An 18,778-nucleotide genomic window follows, 5' to 3' on the forward strand; every position below is an offset into this window, starting at 1 on the left:
CCGGCCCACACCCCCACCCGACCTCCCACAGAGTGTATCCTGAATGGGAGGTCGGGTGGGGTTCAAACGAGGCACGTGACTCGTTTGAAGGCCGGTGCGGTTGCGCCAAAGGCGCATTCAGAGAAACTCTCAGAAGCTCTTTTTCGCGGTGATCGACCATTCGCGCGGCCGCCCGACCACACCGGTGACGACGCCGAAGCTGCCGACATTTTCCGCCTTGCCCGCATAATAATAGCTGTCGAGCAGGTTGGTGACGGCTAGGCTGAGCGACCAGTCCTTGTCCGGCCCCTGATAGGTCAGGCGCGCATTGACCAGATGGGGCGCATTGATCTGGTTGAACGGGTTGTTGATGGCGTTGTAAAAATAGTTGGAGCGCCAGGACCAGTCGATCCGCGGCGTCAATGTGCCAGACCCGCCCAGATCGGCCTCATATTGCATACCCGCCGACAGCTGCCATTTGCTGATGAAGGGAGCGATCATATCCTTGGTCACCAGCGTCGCAGGATTGGTGATCTTCTTATAATCAAAGTCGAGATAACCGGCGGACGCATCGATCGACAGGCCGTCCGTGGGATGGAGCGAGGCTTCCAGTTCCCAGCCGAACACGCGCGCGTCGCCAGCATTGGACGGCACCGAGCAGGAGAATACCACGCTTTCCGGGCACTGGTAGCGGACGAGCTGCATATCCTTGTAATCATTGAGGAACACAGCGCCGTTGAGGCGTATCATGCGCCCCATCAGGTCCGCCTTGAACCCGGCTTCATAGGTGGTCAGCTTTTCCGGGCCGAATGTCTGCACCTGGTCGGGCGCGGACGGACGCGGATTGATGCCGCCGCCCTTGAAGCCGGTCGACACCTGCGCATAGGTCATCAACTCGTCGCTCCAACGATAATTGACCCCCAGACGATAATCGAGACGGTCGCCCTTGAACGTACCCGACAGGCCATCCAGCCCGGCGAGCAGGAAATTTGGCGTGAAGAAAGCGCCGCTCGGCACTGTGCCGTCAACATTCAGACGCGAATAATTATAGGTTTTCTTGTCGTCGGTGTAGCGCAGCCCGGCAATCACGTTGAACGCATCGCTGACATGAAATTCGGCATGGGCAAAGGCCGATGCGCTGCGGTTCTTGACCACGTCATCGACCAGGAAATCGAACAACAACGTCGGGATGGCGCTGCGGCCGGTCAGCAGATCGGTCGCTTTATAATAGAAGCCACCCACCGTCAGATCGACCGCGTCGTTGAAATTGGCGCTCAGGCGCAATTCCTGCGTGAATTGTTCGTGACCATAGTTGAATTGCTGCAACAATATGGCGAGCGGCGAACCATCGACGTCGATCGCGCTGGTGCCATCGGCCTTGCGATAGCCGGTGATCGACTTGAGTTTCAGCATGTCCGACAAATCATAGTCGATCGTCCCGGCAATGCCCCAGCTTTTGACCGAACTGGTCGGGCTGGCGGTGAAGCCGCCCGGAGCCACCTGGGTCGGGATGCCGAACACGGTCGTATAATTGCCGCCCGTGGCATAATTGGCGTATGAGGTGTAGCTTTTCGACGCGGTGATGAAGCGGCTGTCGAACGGAATGCCTGCCGTCGGATCGCCCGGCACATAGCTGCGCACCAGCGGATTGTTGGCGTAGAGCAATTTGGTCGCGACCGCTTCGCTATTATCCTTCGATACGTCAGCGACGATGTTGATTTCCAGCGGGGATCCGGCGGGCGCGTAACGCAGCGCGGCGCGCAGGGCCATGACGTCGATGCCGCCTTCGGTGCCGACCTGGCATCCCTTCTCATTGGTGCCGGTGGGCGCAATGCCCGAAGCGGGATTGACGCAGCCATAGTCGAGCAGCGTCATATAGCCGTCGACATTTTTCGACACGCCCGACACGCGCAGGGACAGGCTGTCGGTCAGCGGGATATTGGCGCTGCCGCGCAGTTCCACCTTGTCATAGCTGCCATAGGTCGCCTCGATAAAGCCGCCCGCCGTCGCGTCCGGCTTCTTGCTGAACAGCTTGACCGCGCCGCCGACGCTGTTCTTGCCCGCCAGCGTCCCCTGCGGCCCGCGCAGCACCTCGACCCGCTCCAGATCGGTGAGGTCCATCACCGCGCCATAGGTGGTGCCATAATAGATATCGTCGATATAGATGCCGACCCCCGGCTCCAGCGCGAAACTGGAATCGAGCTGGCCAACGCCGCGAATGAAGGCCGCGACCGAATTGCCCTGAAGGCTGGTCGCGGGTGCCAAGGCCACATTGGGGGCGAACTGGCCAAGGTCAGTGACGCTGGTCTGGCTGCGCGCGGCGAGCGTTTCGCTCGACACAGCCGTGATCGCGATCGGCGTGTCCTGCAAATTCTGCGCGCGGAATTGCGCGGTCACGATGATGTCGGCGGGCTGACCCGACTGATCGGCGGCCTGTGCGGGCGCAGTTGCGTCCTGCGCCAGTGCGGGCGTCGCGATCATCGCAGCGATCATCGCCAGGCTGGCGGCGCTGCTGTTAAACGCGGTTTTCCAGATATATGTCATGTTTTTCCTCCCTATTGCCAGCCCGCCGGGCATGGGGAGGACGACACCGGACGACCCCTGGGGCGATACCGGTTCAGGTGACGCTTATGCGCCTGCCTTTGCTGCCATCCTCTGATCCTGCTCGTTGGACCGTTCTGCTTTGCCAGTTCTTTTTGGAGGGGGTACGATCGTTTCGAACCCAACCCTCTCCATCATTAAATAACGATCGTTACTATTTGTCAAGCGGCGTCCGCAAGCTGCTGTGCCGACACCCAGGCACCATGAACCTGCGCCCGCATCGGCAATGGCATCGGCACGCGGGCGATCGGCCCGGCGGCAATCGCACCTGCCTCCACCACCCAAAGTTCGGACTTGAAATCGGCCTCCCCCACCTGCCGGTCGACGACCATCAGCAACCAGCCCTCATGCCCTTCCTGCATTGAAGGCACATGCACCGGCTCGCTGATCGCCATGCCCGGCTCCAGCCCCATCATGTCGATGCGGCCATTGCCCGGCTCGATCCGCAGCAAGGCGTTGAACGCAAATCCCACAGGCCCACCGGGCAGCGGCGGCCCGCCCTGCGGGTTCATCGACAGATACCAGGCCGCCCGATAGGGCCGCCCCTGATCCGCGTCGCGCAGGCGCGGCATGTCGCCTGGCGGGCCGACCAGCCGTTCCTCGAACGTCTCGCCTTCCTTCGACAGGTCGAAGGTCCAGCGGGTCAGCCCGCCCTGAATATCGCGCTGGTCCCGCAGAATGCCGCCAGCCTCGCGCATGAAGCCAAACGCATTGGTATCCGACAGGCACAGGTCCAGATGGACGAAGCCATCTTCTTCAAAGGCGTTTACCAGATGGAAGGCCGACACGCCTTTGCGTCCCTTGAACCAGCGCATCTCCTCCACCTTGCCATAGCGCGGCATGATACCGACCCAGCTTTCCAGATCCTGCTGGTGCGCCCAATGCGCTCCGCCCGCCTTTAGCCGGTCGAGATCGGCGGTTGTCGGAAAGATCGGGAAGATCGCATAATGCTCAGTGATCGCGAAATCATGGATGGTCGAGCAATAGGGCTGGTCGAACCATTGTTCGCAGATCAGTTTCCCGTCGCGATCCGCGATCGCATAGGATATTTTGGTCGAACATAGCCCGTCGGCCTCATAGCCGAAGAAGAACATTTCGCCCGTCTCCGGGTCGACGCGGGGATGGGCTGTGAAGGTCTGGGATTTGAGCGCGCCATAATAGTCCCAGCGCCCCAGCGTCTCCAGCGTATCGGGATCGACCTGATAGCCAAGGCCGTCCTCCTTGGTCATCAACAGCCGCCCGCCGTGCCAGACCGGCGTGGTATTGGCGACGGTGCGGTCGCAACCGGCGGCGCTGGCGTCGTCGGTGAAGGGGTTGCGATACCGGCCGAAAAGGGCGCGTCGCGCGTCCTTTTCCAGCCGATAGCGCTCGGTTTCGACATAGCGGATCGCATAATCCACCTTGCCATCATGGATGGCGAATTTCGCCACCATGCCGTCGCCCGACAGCACGATGTCATCGTCGAACATCGGCGGATGGGCAGGGTCCGGCACGGCGCGAAAGAAGGCGCCGTCAATCTCGGCGGGAATCGCGCCGATCACGTCCAGATTGCGCGCGGACCATTCGATGCCCACGGGTCTGTTCAGCCCGATGAAATGGATGGTCTGGGGATAGCTTGGCATCGCCCTTGGTTCCTTATTCTCTCCTGAAACACATACTAACATTCGTTACTATTATTGCAAGCATAGAATGTATGCCGGGGAAACCTTTATGCTGCCTGTTGCGCGTTGCGGCGTAGCGTCTTGAGAACATGATCCGCCCCCTTGTCGCCGATCATGATCGCGGTCGCATTCGTGTTGCCCGCGGGCAGCGATGGCATCACCGACGCATCGGCGATCCAAAGCCCGTCCACACCGATGACGCGCAAATCCGCGTCGACCACCGCAGCCGGATCATCGCGATACCCGATCCGCGCCGTGCCGACCGGATGATAGAGCGGGATCGACGCCATCTTCACATAGTCGCGCAATTGCGCCGCATCGGTCAGCGCCGCGCCGGGCCGCAGTTCCGATTTCACATGCGCCGCGATCGCCGACTGACGCAGAATATCGCGCGCGATGCCGATGCCTTCGACGATCTGTTCTATGTCCAGCTCACTGTCGAGTTGACGGTGCGCGATGACCGGCGGCGCATGCGGATCGGGCGAGCGCAGCGTGATCCGCCCGCGATGGCTGGGCCGCATCAGGCCGACCAGCGTCGAAACGCTGGGATTTTTCCGCAGCATCAACCGGCCCCGCTCGTCAAAGTCGAAGGCAAAGGCAGCAAAGCTGATCTGGAGGTTGGGCGCTGGCAAATCCGCCCGGCTTTTGACGAACGCCTGCGCATGACCGATCGCGGTGGTCAGCGCGCCCCGTTTCGCCAGCGCATAGCGCAGCACCTGCCAGGCTCCGCGCAGTCCCTGCGCATCGCTGTTGAGCGTCGCGCCATCGACTTCGTTGACGACATGGGTGCCGACATGATCCTGCAAATTGCGGCCGACGCCGGGCAGGTCGCGCACCACTTCTATGCCCATATCCGCCAAATGATCGGCCGGACCGATGCCCGACAGCATCAACAGGCGCGGCGTGTTCATCGCGCCTGCGGACAGCACCACGCCATGGCGCGCGCGCAGGATTTTCTCGACGCCATCCTGACGATAGACGATCCCGACCGCGCGCTGATCCTCGATCAGCAGCCGGAGCAATTGCGCCTCCAGCAGAACCGCCGGTGCCTTGCCGCCGCGCCGTTCGTGCAGATAGCCCCGCGCCGCCGAACAGCGGGTGCCGTTGCGCTGCGACACCTGGACATAATCGACGCCCTCGGCACTTTGCCCATTCAGGTCGGTCGAGCGGGCAATGCCCGCCTGTTGGGCTGCCGCGATCCACTGGTCGGTGATCGGATAGCGCGCGCGTCCTTCCGACACGGCGATCGGGCCGCCAGTCCCGCGCCACGCATCCGCGCCACGCTCATTATCCTCCATCCGCCGGAAATAGGGCAGCACCGACGCATAGTCCCAGCCGTCCGCACCCATCGCCGCCCACTGGTCATAGTCCCAGCGATGGCCGCGAATGAACATCATGCCGTTGAGCGCGCTCCCCCCGCCCAGCAGCTTGCCCGCTGGCCAGATGTCAGCCCGCCCGCCCAGCGTCGGGTCCGGCTCGACCTGATAACACCAGTCATAGTCCGGGTTCTGCACGATCGCGCTGGTCAGCGCAGGCACGCGCGAACGCATGTGCCGGTCGGTCTTGCCCGCTTCGATCAGGGTGACGGCCAGCCCGGCGTCGGCCAGCCGCCCGGTCATCGCAGCCCCGGCCGATCCGCCGCCCACGACGATGATGTCACTCTCTACCATGGATGATCCTAAAAATTGGACATGACGGCGATGCTCGGCGCATCGAGCGGTTTGCCCGTCGCCTTGAGCTTCATCTCGCGCGCCCGCAGCGCGCCCTGCTCGGCGATCAACCACGCGTGGATTGCATCGACATCCTGCACTGAGAGCAGATCATCCCAGCGCGGCATACCGCCCGGCAGCAACAGGCCGTCACGCACGATCGCGCCGAACATGTCATGGGTCGCGGGCTGCATCCGGCGCAGGTCGGGCGCGGTCGATCGCAACTGGTTGCTGTGGCAGATGGCGCAATTCTGGAAGAACAGCCCCTGCCCCTGCGCAATCATCGCGGGTGTCACGCCCGGCTTCTGTGCGGGCGGTGGGGAGGCAACCTCAAGCACCGGCAGCGGATCGGGCTTCTTCACCGGTGCGCCATCCAGTTTGAACACCAGCAGCCGGTTGGCATTGCCATAGCGATAAGCCGCGGAATAGTCCGGCACATAGCCCCAGCCGCCCCCGCCAAAGCCGGTCGCCACCGCCACATATTGCACGCCCTTGACCCGGTAGGTCATCGGCGCGGCCATGATCGAGCTGCCGGTATCAATTTCTTTGAGCAGCTTGCCGGTGTCGGCGTCGCGCACCATCAACTTGCCGCCGATCGTGCCGTGAAACACCAGCCCCGATGCGGTGGCGAGCGTCCCCATCCGGTCCTGCCACCCCTGCGTCGGCACGGCCCATTTCGCCTTGCCGGTCAGTGGATCGATCGCGCGCAGTTCCGAACTATAGGGCTTGTCCTTCACCCATTGCATTTCGGGCAGCTTTTCCACCTGATCGCGGATGACAGCGGGCAGCGTCGGCAGCACCTGTTGCAGCATCGGCGTGAAGACCAGGGTCGTCTGGACGTTCAGCGCCTTGGCACGGCGGGCCTGTTCCGGCGTGCCGGGTGACGGGCCGAACATGAGGTTGCCCATGTCCAGCACATGCGCGAAATAGAGTTTGCGCGTTGGATCATAGGCGGCGGGATACCAGTTGCGCGCGCCTGCCGAGGCTGGATAGACGATACGCGGCCCGTTCCAGTAATCGACATTTTTGGGCGTCATCTGCGCGACACCGTCCTTGTCGAACCCCTTGGTCCAGTTGGTGCGCACCAGCGCATTGATCCGCAGCGGCTTGCCGGTTTCCCGGTCGATCACGAAGAGATAGCCGTTCTTGGGCGAATGAAGGATGGCGGGGCGGACCTTCCCGTCCACCTCCACATCGGCCAGCACCATCGGCTGGGTCGCGGTATAGTCCCAGCTGTCGCCCGGCGTTTCCTGATAATGCCATTTGACCGCGCCCGTCTTGCGATCCAGCGCGACGATGGAGGAGAGATAGAGGTTGGTGCCGCCCTTGGGCGATCGCGTCTTTATCGCATAGGGTCCGCCATTGCCGACACCGATATAGACAGTGTCGAAGGCGGGGTCATAGTTGATCGCATCCCATACCGTGCCGCCGCCACCAATGTCCCAGCGGCTGTCCTTGTCCCATGTTTTGAGCGCAGCATCGAGCGCCGGATTTTCCTGCGGCCCGGTTTTGGGATCATGCGGCACGGTAAAGAAGCGCCACGCCTGTTTGCCATCCGCTATGCGATAGGCAGTGACATAGCCGCGCGCGTCATATTCCGCGCCCGCATTGCCGATCAGCACCAGATCGCCCGCCACTTCGGGCGCACCCGTGCTGGTGTAGCCGCGACTGTGATCGGTGACGGTGTCGGCCTTCCAGACCACCGCGCCGGTCTTTGCATCGAGCGCGTAGAGCATCCCGTCGAGCGCGCCGACCATCACTTTGCCATCGGCCACGGCCACCCCGCGATTGGCCTGGTCGCAACAGGCCGAACGGTTGGCCTGCATGTCCACCTCCGGCTCGAAGGTCCAGAGCGACGCACCCGTCGCTGCGTCCAACGCATAGACCCGGCCCAGATTGCCGCTGGTGTACATCACGCCATCGACCACCACCGGTGTGGCTTCCTGCACCCGGTTGGTGCCCAGATCATGCGACCAGGCGAGACCAAGCCGTGCGACATTGCCCGCGTCGATATCGGTCAGCCGCGAAAAATGGCTGCCGCCGACATCGCCCCCGGTGAAAGGCCAGTCGTCGCCCGCGCCGCCGTTGTCGCCCGCCGCGCAACCCGCCAGTAACAGCAAAGCCAGAATCGCGCCTCTCACAGCGGCCAGCTCCCCTTGTGGGCCAGCATGACCTCGTGCAGCGATTTGGGCTTCTGACCCGTGATCCGCTCGACGCAATCGGTGGCCTGCGCAAAATAGCCTTCGCGGATCGACTGGCCGAAAGTGACCATGTCATCGCTCGACCAGGGAATGGGGCCATCGGGCGCGATGTCGGACGCATGGCGGGGGATGCCGAGCGAATCGAAATAGGCGAACATCGCCTCGTCATCGACTGGCTCGACGATGATCGACTTGCCCGCAATGTCGCTGGCCATCGCCATGGCTTGCGGAATGGTGATGAGGTCGGGGCCGGTCAGCGTATAAGCCTTATTCTCATGCCCCGGTTGCGTCAGCACGCCCACGGCGGTGGCGACGCAATCGTCGCGGCTGACGAAGGCAACCGGGCCATCGGCGCAATTGTCGGGCTTGGTCCCGGCGATCAGCGCGGGGATGACCATCGCGGCGGCGACCGCTTCGGCATATTGGCTGTCGCGCAAATGGGTCCAGGCAGCGCCAGACGCCTCGATGATTTCCTCGGTCGCGCGATGGTCATATTTGACGATGGCGGGATTGCCCGGTTCGTCGGCGGCAATGATCGACGTATAGACGATATGGCGCACGCCTTGAGCGACCGCCGCCTCCACCGCGTTGCGATGCTGGCCGACACGAGTGCCGACGCGGGCGGTGCTGATCAGCAGCATCCGTTCGCCGCCCGCCATGGCGGCGGGAAGCGTTGCGGGATCATCGAAATCGGCGAAGCGGACATCGGCACCCCGTGCGGCAAAATCGGCGAGCTTGGCAGGAGTGCGCGATAGCAGGATGACGTTTTGGGGCGCGACCTTGTCCAGCAGCAGCGCGGCGGCGGCGCGACCAAATGCGCCGGAAGCCCCTGAAATGATGATCTTTCCCATGCACCCTCTCGCCCAGCTTGTTTATCGTCAGTTGCGCATAATAGTAACGAATGTTATTGTTGCGTCAAGAGCGTGAAAACAGGAGAGTGACCATCATGCCAAGCCTGCCCATCGAGGACCGGATCGCGCTACAGGATCTGATCGCCGCCTATAGCTGGGCGCTGGATACGGGCGATGTCGATGCGCTGGTCGCCTGCTTCACGCCCGACGCGCGGATGGTGGAGGAGGTGTTTGACGAACCCGACATCTGGGAAGGGCATGAGGGGATTCGCGGGATTGCCGAACATTATCGCAACGCGCCGGGCTTTCCCGGTCGCCAGCATCATGTGACGCAGATTCAATATACACCGCAGGACGATGGCAGTTGCACGATGCGATCCTTCGCCTTCGTCACGGAATGTGAGGGTGAACCGCCCTATCTGCTGCGCTTTACAGGCTGGTATGACGATCATGCGGTCAAGGGCGAGGACGGCCAGTGGCGTTTCCGCCGCCGCACCGTGCGGCTGTGGGATGGGCAAGTGCTGAGCAAATTCCCCGGCCGGGGCGAATGGGTGCCGCGCAAGCGGCCGGAGTCGCTGATCATTAAGCGCTGACAGGACCGACTAGCCAGGGTGCGCATCAGGCCACCCCGGCGATCGAACGACAGCCCCCACCCCCAGCCCCTCCCCTGAAGGGGAGGGGAGGTTTTAAGTGCGGACGAGCACCCAGCTTAGCGCTGGTTCCGTCGCGCCTGCGACCGGTGCGACCTCGCACTGCTCCACCCCGCCCAGCGCCAGTTCGGCGAAGGCCTCGGGCCAGCGGGCGCCTGCCAGCCGCGCCAGCGTGCCGATGGTCGCGCCATCGGGCGCGCAGATCGGCACCGTGACGCCGACGGCGCGATGCAGGACCAGCGCGACGCGGCGATAGCCTGCTTCCGCTGCAATCTCGCCGATCAGCAGTTCATCGCTGCGCCGGGTGACGCCGAACAGGGCCGCGGGTTCGCCCGCCAGCAGGCCACGCAATTGCCGCACCCGGTCGCCCTCCAGCGCCAGTGACGCACCGCCCAGCGCGCTGGCCCGCGCGGCAAAGCGTTGTCCTGCGCCAAGGCCCGGATCATGCAGCAGCAGCGCCCCGCCGGTCCGCGCCGCCATCGCGCCGCCTGATCCGGCAAGGGCGGACATCACCGCCGCGCTGGCCAGAAAGCCGCGCCGTGTCACGATGGTCATTGTCCCCCCTCCCCGGCCCGTGCCAGATGTCTGGCGATCAGGTCCATGTCCGCGTCGCTCACCTCGCCGCGCGTTATGGCGGGCATGTTGCCGATCCCCATGCGCGCGGCCTGCACGACATAATCGACGGTCAGGTCAGTGCGTTTTTCCAGCAGCGGCTGTTCCGTCCGGCGCGCCAGCAATCCCGTCCCCATGCCGCCCGGCCCATGGCACATGGCGCATTTTTCGAGATAAAGCCATTCGCCCGGTCCCGCCTTGGGCCGGGACGAGAGGGTTTCAGGCGCTGGCAGCGGCGGCGGTCCCTTCGCCGCCGCTGCCGACGCGCTCTCGCTCGCGCGGCCGCACGCTGCCCCGGCCAGCACCAGGGCGGACGCTGCCAGCGCTATCCATCCCCGCTGCATCATGCCCGGCCTCCTGCTTTACGGGTGGGCCAGATGCCGCTCTTGCCCGGCGCGATCACGCCGTTCGGATCGAGCGCATCCTTGACCTTGCGGTTGATCTGCCAGAGCGCCCCTTTGTTGAAATCATAGGTGCTAGCGACCGCATCCATATAGTCGAGATGGGTGCGATATTCGCCATAGCCCTGGGCCTTGGCATCGGCGATCAACTGTTTGAGGAAGGGATCGACCCGGCCCATCAGCGCAGGATCATCCTTGTTGATCAGCACGGCGTTCACGTTGATGAGATGGCGTTCGCCGAACGCAAAGCTGGCCTGATAATCCATGCCAAATTCCTTGTAGCGGGCATAGGTGCGCTGGAACTGCGCCATCGCCGCCGCGCCCGATTGCGGCAATATGGGCGAAAAGCCGACATGACCGCCGCGCCCGCCATGCCAGTTGGCGTTCTGCATCGGCATGGTCAGCGGCGTGCCAGTCCAGCCGCTTGCCTCCATCGGTTCGCCCGCCTTCCAACTGGTTGGCCGCATCGCCATGGGTTTCAATGCGCCCATCGCCTGTTCTAGCACGGCATAGGCCGCCTTGTTCACCGACTCGCGACCGTAGAGGCGCAGACTGACGCCCCACCAGCCGACGTTGAATTTCTTGCGGATCGCCGCGATCACATCATCGGCGAGCGCGCCGGGCTTGTCGGTCCACTGGTCGCGTGTCGTCACCACGGCGGCGGCGCGCAGCCAGTTGCCGATGGTGGGCGACTGCTGCAACAGCCCTTCGCGTCGCAACGGCGCGATAGCGTCGATCAGCGGACCCAAATCCTCCGGCCGGTCAAATTCCAGGTCGATGCCCATCAGCGATTCGGGCGCTGGCATCAGCCACAGGCCCATTTTGGTGACGATGCCGAAATTGGACTGGACGAACATCTGGTCCCAGCTGGGACCAAAGCCGAAGCGATAGAGCTGCCAGGTCGGCGCGCCGTCCAATGCGCCCATGCCGGTGCGCACGACCAGCCCATCGGCCATCACTGCTTCGATGCCGCAGATGCGCGCCGCATGTTCGCCATAGGGGGTATAGCCCACGCCCCGGTCGAGCGCATTGCCGACGACCGATCCCCAGCTATTCCCCGGCACCGACAGCCAATGCTTCATGCCCCTGGACTTGAGGAAATCATAAAGATCATAGAAGCCGACCCCCGGCTCCAGCAGCACGGTGCCGTTCGCCTCGTCATAGTCGATTTTCTTCATGCGGCTCATGTCGAGGACGACCGATCCCGCCAGCAGCGGGGCGGAGCCGCCATAACCCAGATTCTTGCCCCGGCTGATCGGCCACAGAGACAGGCCGCGTTCCGCCGAGACGCGGACGATCGCCTGCACTTGCTCCACCGTGGCGGGCGCTACGGCCCCAGCGGGATGATGGAGCGCGTCGTCGATGGCGAACTTGTCCTGATAGGACAGCTGGTCCGCATCATCGAAAAACACATGATCCTTGCCAACGATCGCCGCGAAGGCGGCGATGGTGGCGGGGGGGAGGGGTTGGGCCATGCTGCTATTTGTGCCTTATGCTTGGAAAGGGGATCAGGCCGCCGCCGTCCAGCGGGTGCGGGCCGGGGGCCGTGCGCCGCCGTCGAGCCGCAGCACTTCGGCGTTGATCATCGGGCTGCGGATCAGGAACATGGCGGCCTCGGCAAATTCCTGCGCAGTGCCAGCGCGGCGGGGAAATTCCATGCCGTCGATCAGCTCATCAACCAGCGCGGCGGGCATATGCGCCGTCATCGGCGTGGCGAAAAAGCCGGGCGCTATGCCCACGCACCGGATAGCGTGGCGCGACAGGTCGCGCGCCCAGATCAGCGTCAGCGCGGCCAGCGCCGCCTTTGAGGCGCCATAGGCACCCATCCCTTCCTGCCCCTCAAACGAGGCGATGGAACAGGCATTCAGGATGATGCCACGTTCGCCATCCGCGCCGTCGGGCGCATTGGCGATCATGGCGTGGGCGACATGGGCGGTGACGGCGACTGCGCCAATGAGATTGACGTCGATCACCTGGCGGAAGGCGGCGATGTCGCCTGGACCGGCGGGGGTCGCGATGGAGCCAATGCCCCCGATACCCGCCATATTGGCAAGGATGGCGATCGACCCGTGGTGATCGACAATGGCGGTAATGATGGCGGCTAGAGCCGCTTCATCGGTGATGTCGCACAGGATCGACTCGATGTCGGCTAGGGTAGATTGCTGCCGGTCCAGCACCACGACCCGCGCACCGGCGTCGCGCAAGGCCAGCGCCACCGCTTCGCCCAGACCCGATGCGCCGCCAGTCACGAGCGCCACTTTGCCCTTCACGTCCATCCCGCCTCGCTCCGTCGATCATGTCGACGTTTTTAATAACGATCGTTATCATCTAGTGACGTGTGGGCGTTGTCAAGCCAGCGCAATGTCCGGCATTTGACGCCGTCATAAAATTCGCTTGCCAATTCCGTCTGCGATATTGTATCCCTAGCATACATATTCGGTGAGGCCTCGCCCGGCCCGCCTGTCACAGGACCAGCCAGGGAGCAGGATGATGGAAAACGAAAGAGACGTCGTGTCGGTGCATGTCGAGGACCGGATCGCCTGGGTGAATTTCGCCCGCCCCGCCAAGCGCAACGCGATGAGCCCGACGCTTAACCGGCGCATGATGGAAGTACTGGACGAGCTGGAGTTTCGCGACGATGTCGGCGTGCTGGTGCTGAGTGGCGAAGGCACGGCCTGGTCCGCCGGCATGGACCTGAAGGAATATTTCCGCGAGACCGAGGCTGACGGCCTGCGCGGCGTGCGCAAGTCGCAGCGCGAAAGCTATGGCTGGTTCCGCCGTCTGCGCTGGTTCCAGAAGCCGACCATCGCGATGGTCAATGGCTGGTGCTTTGGCGGCGGCTTTGGCCCGCTATTTGCCTGCGATCTCGCCATCTGTGCCGATGAAGCGCAGTTCGGCCTGTCCGAAATCAACTGGGGCATCTTGCCCGGCGGCGGCGTGACCAAGGTGGTGGTCGATCTGTTGCCGATGCGCGACGCGATGTGGCTGACGCTGACCGGCGACCTGATCGACGGCAAGCAGGCGTCGGCAATGCGGCTGGTCAATGAAAGCGTGCCGCTCGACCAGCTCAAGGACCGCACCCGCGCGGTAGCCGACAAGCTGCTGTCGAAGAATCCGGTCGCGCTCAAATTCGCCAAGGATGCCGTGCGTCGCGTCAGCACCATGACTTATGACGAGGCCGAGGATTATCTGGTGCGGATGCAGGAAGCGGCCAATTTCCACGACAAGACCGAAGGTCGCAAGGAAGGCATCCGCCAGTTTATCGACGAGAAAAGCTACAAGCCGGGTCTGGGCAGCTATGACCTGTCCAAGGCAAAGGCTGACAGCGAGGCCTGATTCCGCTATCCCTCCTGACAGGCGTCGGCAGAGTCCGGCGCCTGTTTTTCATATCCGCGATATATCCATATCCGCGAAACTGTGGCAGGATGCTCCAAACAGGAGGAGGATCTTCATGCCCATTGCCACCACCCATGTCGGCAGCCTGCCGCGCGGCGACGCGCTGACGCCGCTGTTGCTGGCCCGCGACAAGGGCGAGCCTTATGACGCGGTAGCGTTCGATACATTGGTGCAGGCCGCCGTGTCGGAGGCTGTGACCGCGCAGATCGAAGCGGGCGTATCGATCGTCAGCGACGGCGAATTGGGGAAGGTTGGCTATTCGACCTATATGATCGAGCGACTGTCGGGCTTTGGCGGGCATACCGACCGCAGGCCCGCCGCCGATCTCGCCCCCCTGCCGGAGTTGCGACAGAAGCTGGCGGCGATCATGGGCAGTCAGGATTTCACGCGGGCGTCCTGCATCGCCCCGGTGCGGAAGGTGACGCTGGCGCCGCTGCATGACGATATTCGCCGGTTCAAGACGGCGCTGGCAGCCCATGGGGGCGACGTGCGGGCGTTCCTGAATGCCGCGTCGCCGGGGCTGATCACGGCGTTCCAGGTCAATCGCCATTATCCCAGCCATGAATCCTATCTCGCCGATCTGGTCGATGCGATGCGGGAGGAATATGAGACGATCGTGGCGGCTGGGTTTGACCTGCAACTCGATTGCCCCGATTTGGCCATGTCGCGGCACACCGGCTATCAGGATGCGAGCGAAGAGGAATTTCTGAAAATCGCCGCGGCCAATGTCGAGGCTTTGAACGCCGCGACCGCCAATATTCCGCCCGAACGAATGCGGATGCATATTTGCTGGGGCAATTATGAAGGGCCACATGATCATGACATTCCGTTGGAGAAGGTGATCGACATCATCCTGCCCGCGCGGCCCGCGACTGTCTTGTTCGAGGGGGCCAACCCCTGCCACGAGCATGAATGGACGGTGTGGCGCGACGCGGCCATTCCCGATCACAAGATATTGGCCCCCGGCCTGATCGATACCTGTTCCAACTATGTCGAACATCCCGAACTGATCGCCCAGCGGATCGAGCGTTTTGCCCGGATCGTCGGCAAGGACCGGGTGATCGGCAGCACCGATTGCGGGTTCGGTACCTTTGCGGGCTATGGCAAGATCGACCCGGCGGTGACATGGAAGAAACTGCGGTCGCTGCGCGCGGGGGCGGATCTGGCGGACGCGCGGCTGTGATGGCGGAGGAACGGCGCGCCATCGAGGCGGACTGCGCGCGACTGGTCGCGCTCTATGCCAATTTGAACGATGCGGGCGACTGGCAGGGCGTGGCGGAGCTTTATGCGCCGGACGGGCGGATGGCGCGGCCAACGGCGCCTGACGACTGGGTGCAGGGGCGGGATGCGATACTGGCCGCGTTCCTCGCCCGTCCGGCGCGGGTGACGCGGCATATCTGTTCCAATGTCGTGATCGACGTGGTGAGCGCGACCGAGGCGGTAGGGGAAAGCGCGATGCTGTTGTTCACGGGCGATGGCGCGCCTAAGGTCGGGTCGTTCCACGACCGCTTCGTCCTGAGCGCGGCCGGGTGGCGCTTTGCCGAGCGGCGGGGCAGCCTGATTTTCTAAGGGAGTTCGCGGCTCATGAATGGCACCACGCCGTCCACCGTCAAATCGGCGATGCGCACCATCGACATCATCGAATATGTCGTCGCGCGACCAGCGGGCGTGGTGGCGCAGGAGATTGCCGCAGGCCTGACCATTCCGGTCAGCAGCCTGTCCTATCTGCTTGCGACACTGGTGGAGCGGCATTATCTGGCGCGGGAGGGGCGGCGTTATCTGCCCGGCCCGGCGCTGGCGCGGCTGGCGTCGCCGCGTATGGCGCTGTCGCTGGCGGACAAGGTACGGCCGCTGGTCAAATCGCTTCGGACCCAGACCAACGAGACGGCGTCCTTCTTCGTGCGCGACGGGTGGCAGCTGGAGGCGATCGTCACCGAGACGGCGGAACAGTCGCTGCGCTATTCGATCAGCGTGGGGACGCGGATTCCGATGCACAGCCTGGCGGCGGGCAAGGCATTGCTGGCGACGCTGGCGGATAGCGAGATCGACGGCTATTTTGCGCAGGTGCCGCTGGAGCCGTTCACGCCGCAGAGCCTGACCGACGAACGCGCGCTGCGGGCCGAACTCGCCGAGATCCGCGCTTCGGGCGTGGGGCGCACAAGGGAGGAATATACGCCGGGCATTTGTGGCCTGGGCATAGCGGCGATGGTCGATGGCGTCGCGGTCGGCGCGTTCGCCGTCGCCATCCCCCTGCCCCGCTTCACGGCGGAACTGGAAGCGCGCGCGGTGGCGCGGTTGGAGCAGGCGGTCGGGCTGTTCGCGGCGGCTGAGGTAGGGGCAGCGTAGCTAAAGTCAGGATCCATTGGCGCTAATTTGACGCACAACCGCAAGCCTTGCGTGAATGGATCCCGGATCATGTCCGGGATGACGGAAGGAAGAGACGGCATTTTAAGATGATAATGGCGCACCTCACCTAAACGAAAACGGGGGACGCCTTTCGGCATCCCCCGTTCCTCCCCGCTCAGGGAGCGTGATCAGGCTTTCTTGGTGCGCCAGCCGTCGGCATAATTGTCGCGGGCGGCTTCCGAATAGGGGACCGAGGAGACGATCGCCTTGATTTCGGTCTGGACGTGACGTTCGACGGTCGGCTTGGAGGTGCCGCCATTGGGTTCGCCCCACAGCAGCGTCACTTCGGTGCCGGGTTCGGCGAACTCGGCGTCGACCATCGCCAGCGCCAGGAAGCGACCGGCGTTGATGGTGTAGCCGATCCAGGTGGACAGACCGATGGTCTTGCCGTCCTTCAGCACCGCGTCGTAAGGGTGCATACAATAGACCGCGCTGGGGAATTCCAGGAACTTCGCCTTGTCGCCGGTCTGGAGCATCGAGCTCATGACGCGGACGATATCTTCATTGTCGAGGGCCAGTGTCACCTTCTGACGGTGGGGCTGATCCTTGACCTTTTCGAGCGCTTCGCGGCCGACGAAGTCATGGTCGAACTTGACCATAATGCCATAGCCCAGCTCCCAGGGGTTCAGATAATAATCCTCGATATTGTCGGAGACGAAGCTGCCGCCGAGCGAGCACATGCCTTCATAGGATTTGGCGGGCAGCCATTCGCGGAACGCCTTGGAACCTTCGCCGGTATAGGTTGCGGGCAGCGGCGAGGGGATCCAGCCGGATTCCAGCGTGTTGGACGAATAGGTGCGGCCACCGCACAGGGTGAGGCCATAATCCTTGCCCGCTTCGATCAGCGCGTTGCGGACGGTGTCATAATCCTTCCAGGGACCAAACAGCTCGTAACCGGGCTGACCGGCCATGCCGTGACGCAGCGCGCGCACTTCGACGCCCGCGATCATGATCGGCGCCATGTGGAAGAATTTAAGGTCCGGCGGGGTCTGGCCCATCGCCTTTTCCAGCACCGGCATGGCGTTTGGCCCCTGCAGCTGGAAGCGATAGTTGCGGCGATAACCCTGCTGGTCGAGCGGACGGGCGGCGGTGCGTTCGTCGCGTTCGACCTTCACGTCCCACTTGCCGGTCGAGGCCCAATATTCGACCCATTCGATCGAGGGCGCGCGGCCGACCAACTCGAATTTTTCTTCTTCGAGATAGAAGAGGATGACGTCGCCGATGACATAGCCTTCGGGCGTGACGGGGGCAAACTGCTTGGCGCGGTTCGGCACGAAGCCCTTGAAGCTGTTGGGGGCGAGATAGGCGAGCATGTCGAACGCGCCGGGGCCGGTCACGAGCAGGTCGACCATGTGGAAGCTCTGGTTGAACAGGACCGAGCTTTCCGCCCAGCTGCGCTGTTCGTCGCGCCAGTTGCTATATTCGCCCGGAACGCCCGGATAGGCGTTGGGGCCGACCTGCTGGTTGCGCAGGAATTCGACGATGTCGCCCTTTTCATCGAGCAGTTGTTGCAGGGACTTGTCGGTCATTCAAACCTCTCCTTTGGCATGATTGGAAATGTTAGGGAAATCGGGTGCAGCGGGGATGGTGAGCCATTCCCCGACCAACCTGTTGAAAATCTGTGGCGCTTCGGCGGGCATCATATGGCCCGCGCCTTCGACGATGCGCAGCTGCGCGTCGGGAATGGCAGCGACGATCGCCTCATGCTGGGCGACAGGGGACCATTGATCCTGGCGTCCGACCATCGCGACCGTCGGGCAGGCAATGGTCGGCAGCAGCGCATCGACGGACGGGCGACCCAGCAGCGCTTCGATCTGCGCCTCAAACACAGGCAGACCCGCCGAGACGGCCATGGCGTAGAGGCTGTCCATCAGGGGTTCGTTGCGCAAGCCCGCAAAGCCGACCATCGGCGGCAGCCAGCGTGCAACCAGCGCGGCCATGCCCTGTTCGCGACCAATATCGCGCAGCGCATAGCGCGCTTCGCGTTCGCCGGGTTTCGGGCTGTGGACGCCGGTGTCGACCAGCGCGAGTCGCTCGACCCGTTCGGGTGCCTTGCGCACAAGCTCCAGCGCTATGCGCGCGCCCATGGAATGACCGAGTAGCGAGACGCGCGCGGGCATCCGCGCCAGCGCATAGTCGGCCATCGCCTCTACCCGGTCACACCCAGCGTAAAAGCCGTCAATCACCTGGGCTGCGGGGAAAGCAGCGACCAGTTCAGCGAACATGCGCGAATCGCACATCAACCCCGGAAGGATGATGAGCGGCGCGGCCTGGCTGCCCTGATCGGATGTTTTCGTATCCATGAAGTTTT

General features: G+C 63.5%; 16 protein-coding genes. 5 read left to right on the plus strand and 11 right to left on the minus strand.

The features are described 5' to 3' along the window. Positions 1–129: 129 nt before the first annotated feature. From D0Z70_RS11475 to D0Z70_RS11495, 5 genes are all read right to left on the minus strand, one after another. On the minus strand, positions 130–2,523 hold the full coding sequence (locus D0Z70_RS11475; RefSeq protein WP_119746501.1) for a TonB-dependent receptor: 2,394 nt from the start codon (positions 2,521–2,523) through the stop codon (positions 130–132). A 218-nt stretch (positions 2,524–2,741) separates the two neighbouring features. Beyond that, on the minus strand, positions 2,742–4,202 hold the full coding sequence (locus tag D0Z70_RS11480) for a lignostilbene-alpha,beta-dioxygenase NOV2 (protein ID WP_119746503.1): 1,461 nt from the start codon (positions 4,200–4,202) through the stop codon (positions 2,742–2,744). Between the two features lie 86 nt (positions 4,203–4,288). Further along, positions 4,289–5,911, minus strand: a complete 1,623-nt coding sequence (locus D0Z70_RS11485) for a GMC family oxidoreductase (protein ID WP_119746505.1) — start codon at positions 5,909–5,911, stop codon at positions 4,289–4,291. Between the two features lie 8 nt (positions 5,912–5,919). Next, positions 5,920–8,091 (minus strand): PQQ-dependent dehydrogenase, methanol/ethanol family, encoded by a 2,172-nt coding sequence (locus D0Z70_RS11490; RefSeq protein WP_119746507.1) that lies wholly within the window; start codon positions 8,089–8,091, stop codon positions 5,920–5,922. Then, the gene (locus D0Z70_RS11495) at positions 8,088–9,002 is read right to left on the minus strand and encodes an NAD(P)H-binding protein (protein WP_119746509.1); all 915 of its coding nucleotides are present in this window, start codon (positions 9,000–9,002) and stop codon (positions 8,088–8,090) included. Before D0Z70_RS11495 ends, D0Z70_RS11490 begins: the two co-directional genes overlap by 4 nt. 95 nt (positions 9,003–9,097) lie before the next feature. Here D0Z70_RS11495 and D0Z70_RS11500 point away from each other — a divergent pair, with 95 nt between their 5' ends. Further along, the gene (locus tag D0Z70_RS11500) at positions 9,098–9,595 is read left to right on the plus strand and encodes a nuclear transport factor 2 family protein (RefSeq protein ID WP_119746785.1); all 498 of its coding nucleotides are present in this window, start codon (positions 9,098–9,100) and stop codon (positions 9,593–9,595) included. Between the two features lie 93 nt (positions 9,596–9,688). On the opposite strand, the gene D0Z70_RS11505 is transcribed toward D0Z70_RS11500, so the two are convergent. From D0Z70_RS11505 to D0Z70_RS11520, 4 genes are read right to left on the minus strand one after another with little or no spacing between them, the layout of a single operon-like run. Further along, positions 9,689–10,207 (minus strand): hypothetical protein, encoded by a 519-nt coding sequence (locus D0Z70_RS11505; protein WP_119746511.1) that lies wholly within the window; start codon positions 10,205–10,207, stop codon positions 9,689–9,691. Beyond that, positions 10,204–10,611, minus strand: coding sequence for a c-type cytochrome (locus tag D0Z70_RS11510; protein WP_119746513.1), 408 nt, complete (start codon positions 10,609–10,611; stop codon positions 10,204–10,206). The genes D0Z70_RS11505 and D0Z70_RS11510 overlap by 4 nt, the downstream gene beginning before the upstream one ends. Then, a complete protein-coding gene (locus D0Z70_RS11515; RefSeq protein WP_119746515.1) occupies positions 10,608–12,140 on the minus strand; it encodes an FAD-binding oxidoreductase in 1,533 nt (510 codons plus the stop codon). The genes D0Z70_RS11510 and D0Z70_RS11515 overlap by 4 nt, the downstream gene beginning before the upstream one ends. A gap of 33 nt (positions 12,141–12,173) precedes the next feature. Then, positions 12,174–12,941: an SDR family NAD(P)-dependent oxidoreductase gene (locus D0Z70_RS11520; protein ID WP_119746518.1), complete on the minus strand. Its 768-nt coding sequence runs from the start codon at positions 12,939–12,941 to the stop codon at positions 12,174–12,176. 211 nt (positions 12,942–13,152) lie between these two features. On the opposite strand from D0Z70_RS11520, the gene D0Z70_RS11525 reads away from it, so the two are divergent. From D0Z70_RS11525 to D0Z70_RS11540, 4 genes are all read left to right on the plus strand, one after another. Continuing rightward, on the plus strand, positions 13,153–14,001 hold the full coding sequence (locus D0Z70_RS11525; protein WP_119746520.1) for a p-hydroxycinnamoyl CoA hydratase/lyase: 849 nt from the start codon (positions 13,153–13,155) through the stop codon (positions 13,999–14,001). Positions 14,002–14,116: 115 nt separating this feature from the next. Further along, entirely contained in the window at positions 14,117–15,244 is a 1,128-nt protein-coding gene (locus D0Z70_RS11530; protein ID WP_119746522.1) for a cobalamin-independent methionine synthase II family protein, read from the plus strand. After that, positions 15,187–15,630: a nuclear transport factor 2 family protein gene (locus tag D0Z70_RS11535; protein ID WP_119746524.1), complete on the plus strand. Its 444-nt coding sequence runs from the start codon at positions 15,187–15,189 to the stop codon at positions 15,628–15,630. Before D0Z70_RS11530 ends, D0Z70_RS11535 begins: the two co-directional genes overlap by 58 nt. A gap of 15 nt (positions 15,631–15,645) precedes the next feature. Next, positions 15,646–16,407 (plus strand): IclR family transcriptional regulator, encoded by a 762-nt coding sequence (locus D0Z70_RS11540; protein ID WP_119746526.1) that lies wholly within the window; start codon positions 15,646–15,648, stop codon positions 16,405–16,407. A gap of 188 nt (positions 16,408–16,595) precedes the next feature. On the opposite strand, the gene desA is transcribed toward D0Z70_RS11540, so the two are convergent. Together desA and D0Z70_RS11550 are read right to left on the minus strand one after the other, a co-directional pair. Further along, on the minus strand, positions 16,596–17,996 hold the full coding sequence (gene desA / locus D0Z70_RS11545; RefSeq protein WP_119746528.1) for a syringate O-demethylase: 1,401 nt from the start codon (positions 17,994–17,996) through the stop codon (positions 16,596–16,598). Continuing rightward, positions 17,997–18,770 (minus strand): alpha/beta fold hydrolase, encoded by a 774-nt coding sequence (locus D0Z70_RS11550; protein WP_119746530.1) that lies wholly within the window; start codon positions 18,768–18,770, stop codon positions 17,997–17,999. Between the last annotated feature and the right edge of the window lie 8 nt (positions 18,771–18,778).

This window comes from Sphingobium terrigena (genome assembly GCF_003591655.1).
Classification (GTDB): domain Bacteria; phylum Pseudomonadota; class Alphaproteobacteria; order Sphingomonadales; family Sphingomonadaceae; genus Sphingobium; species Sphingobium terrigena.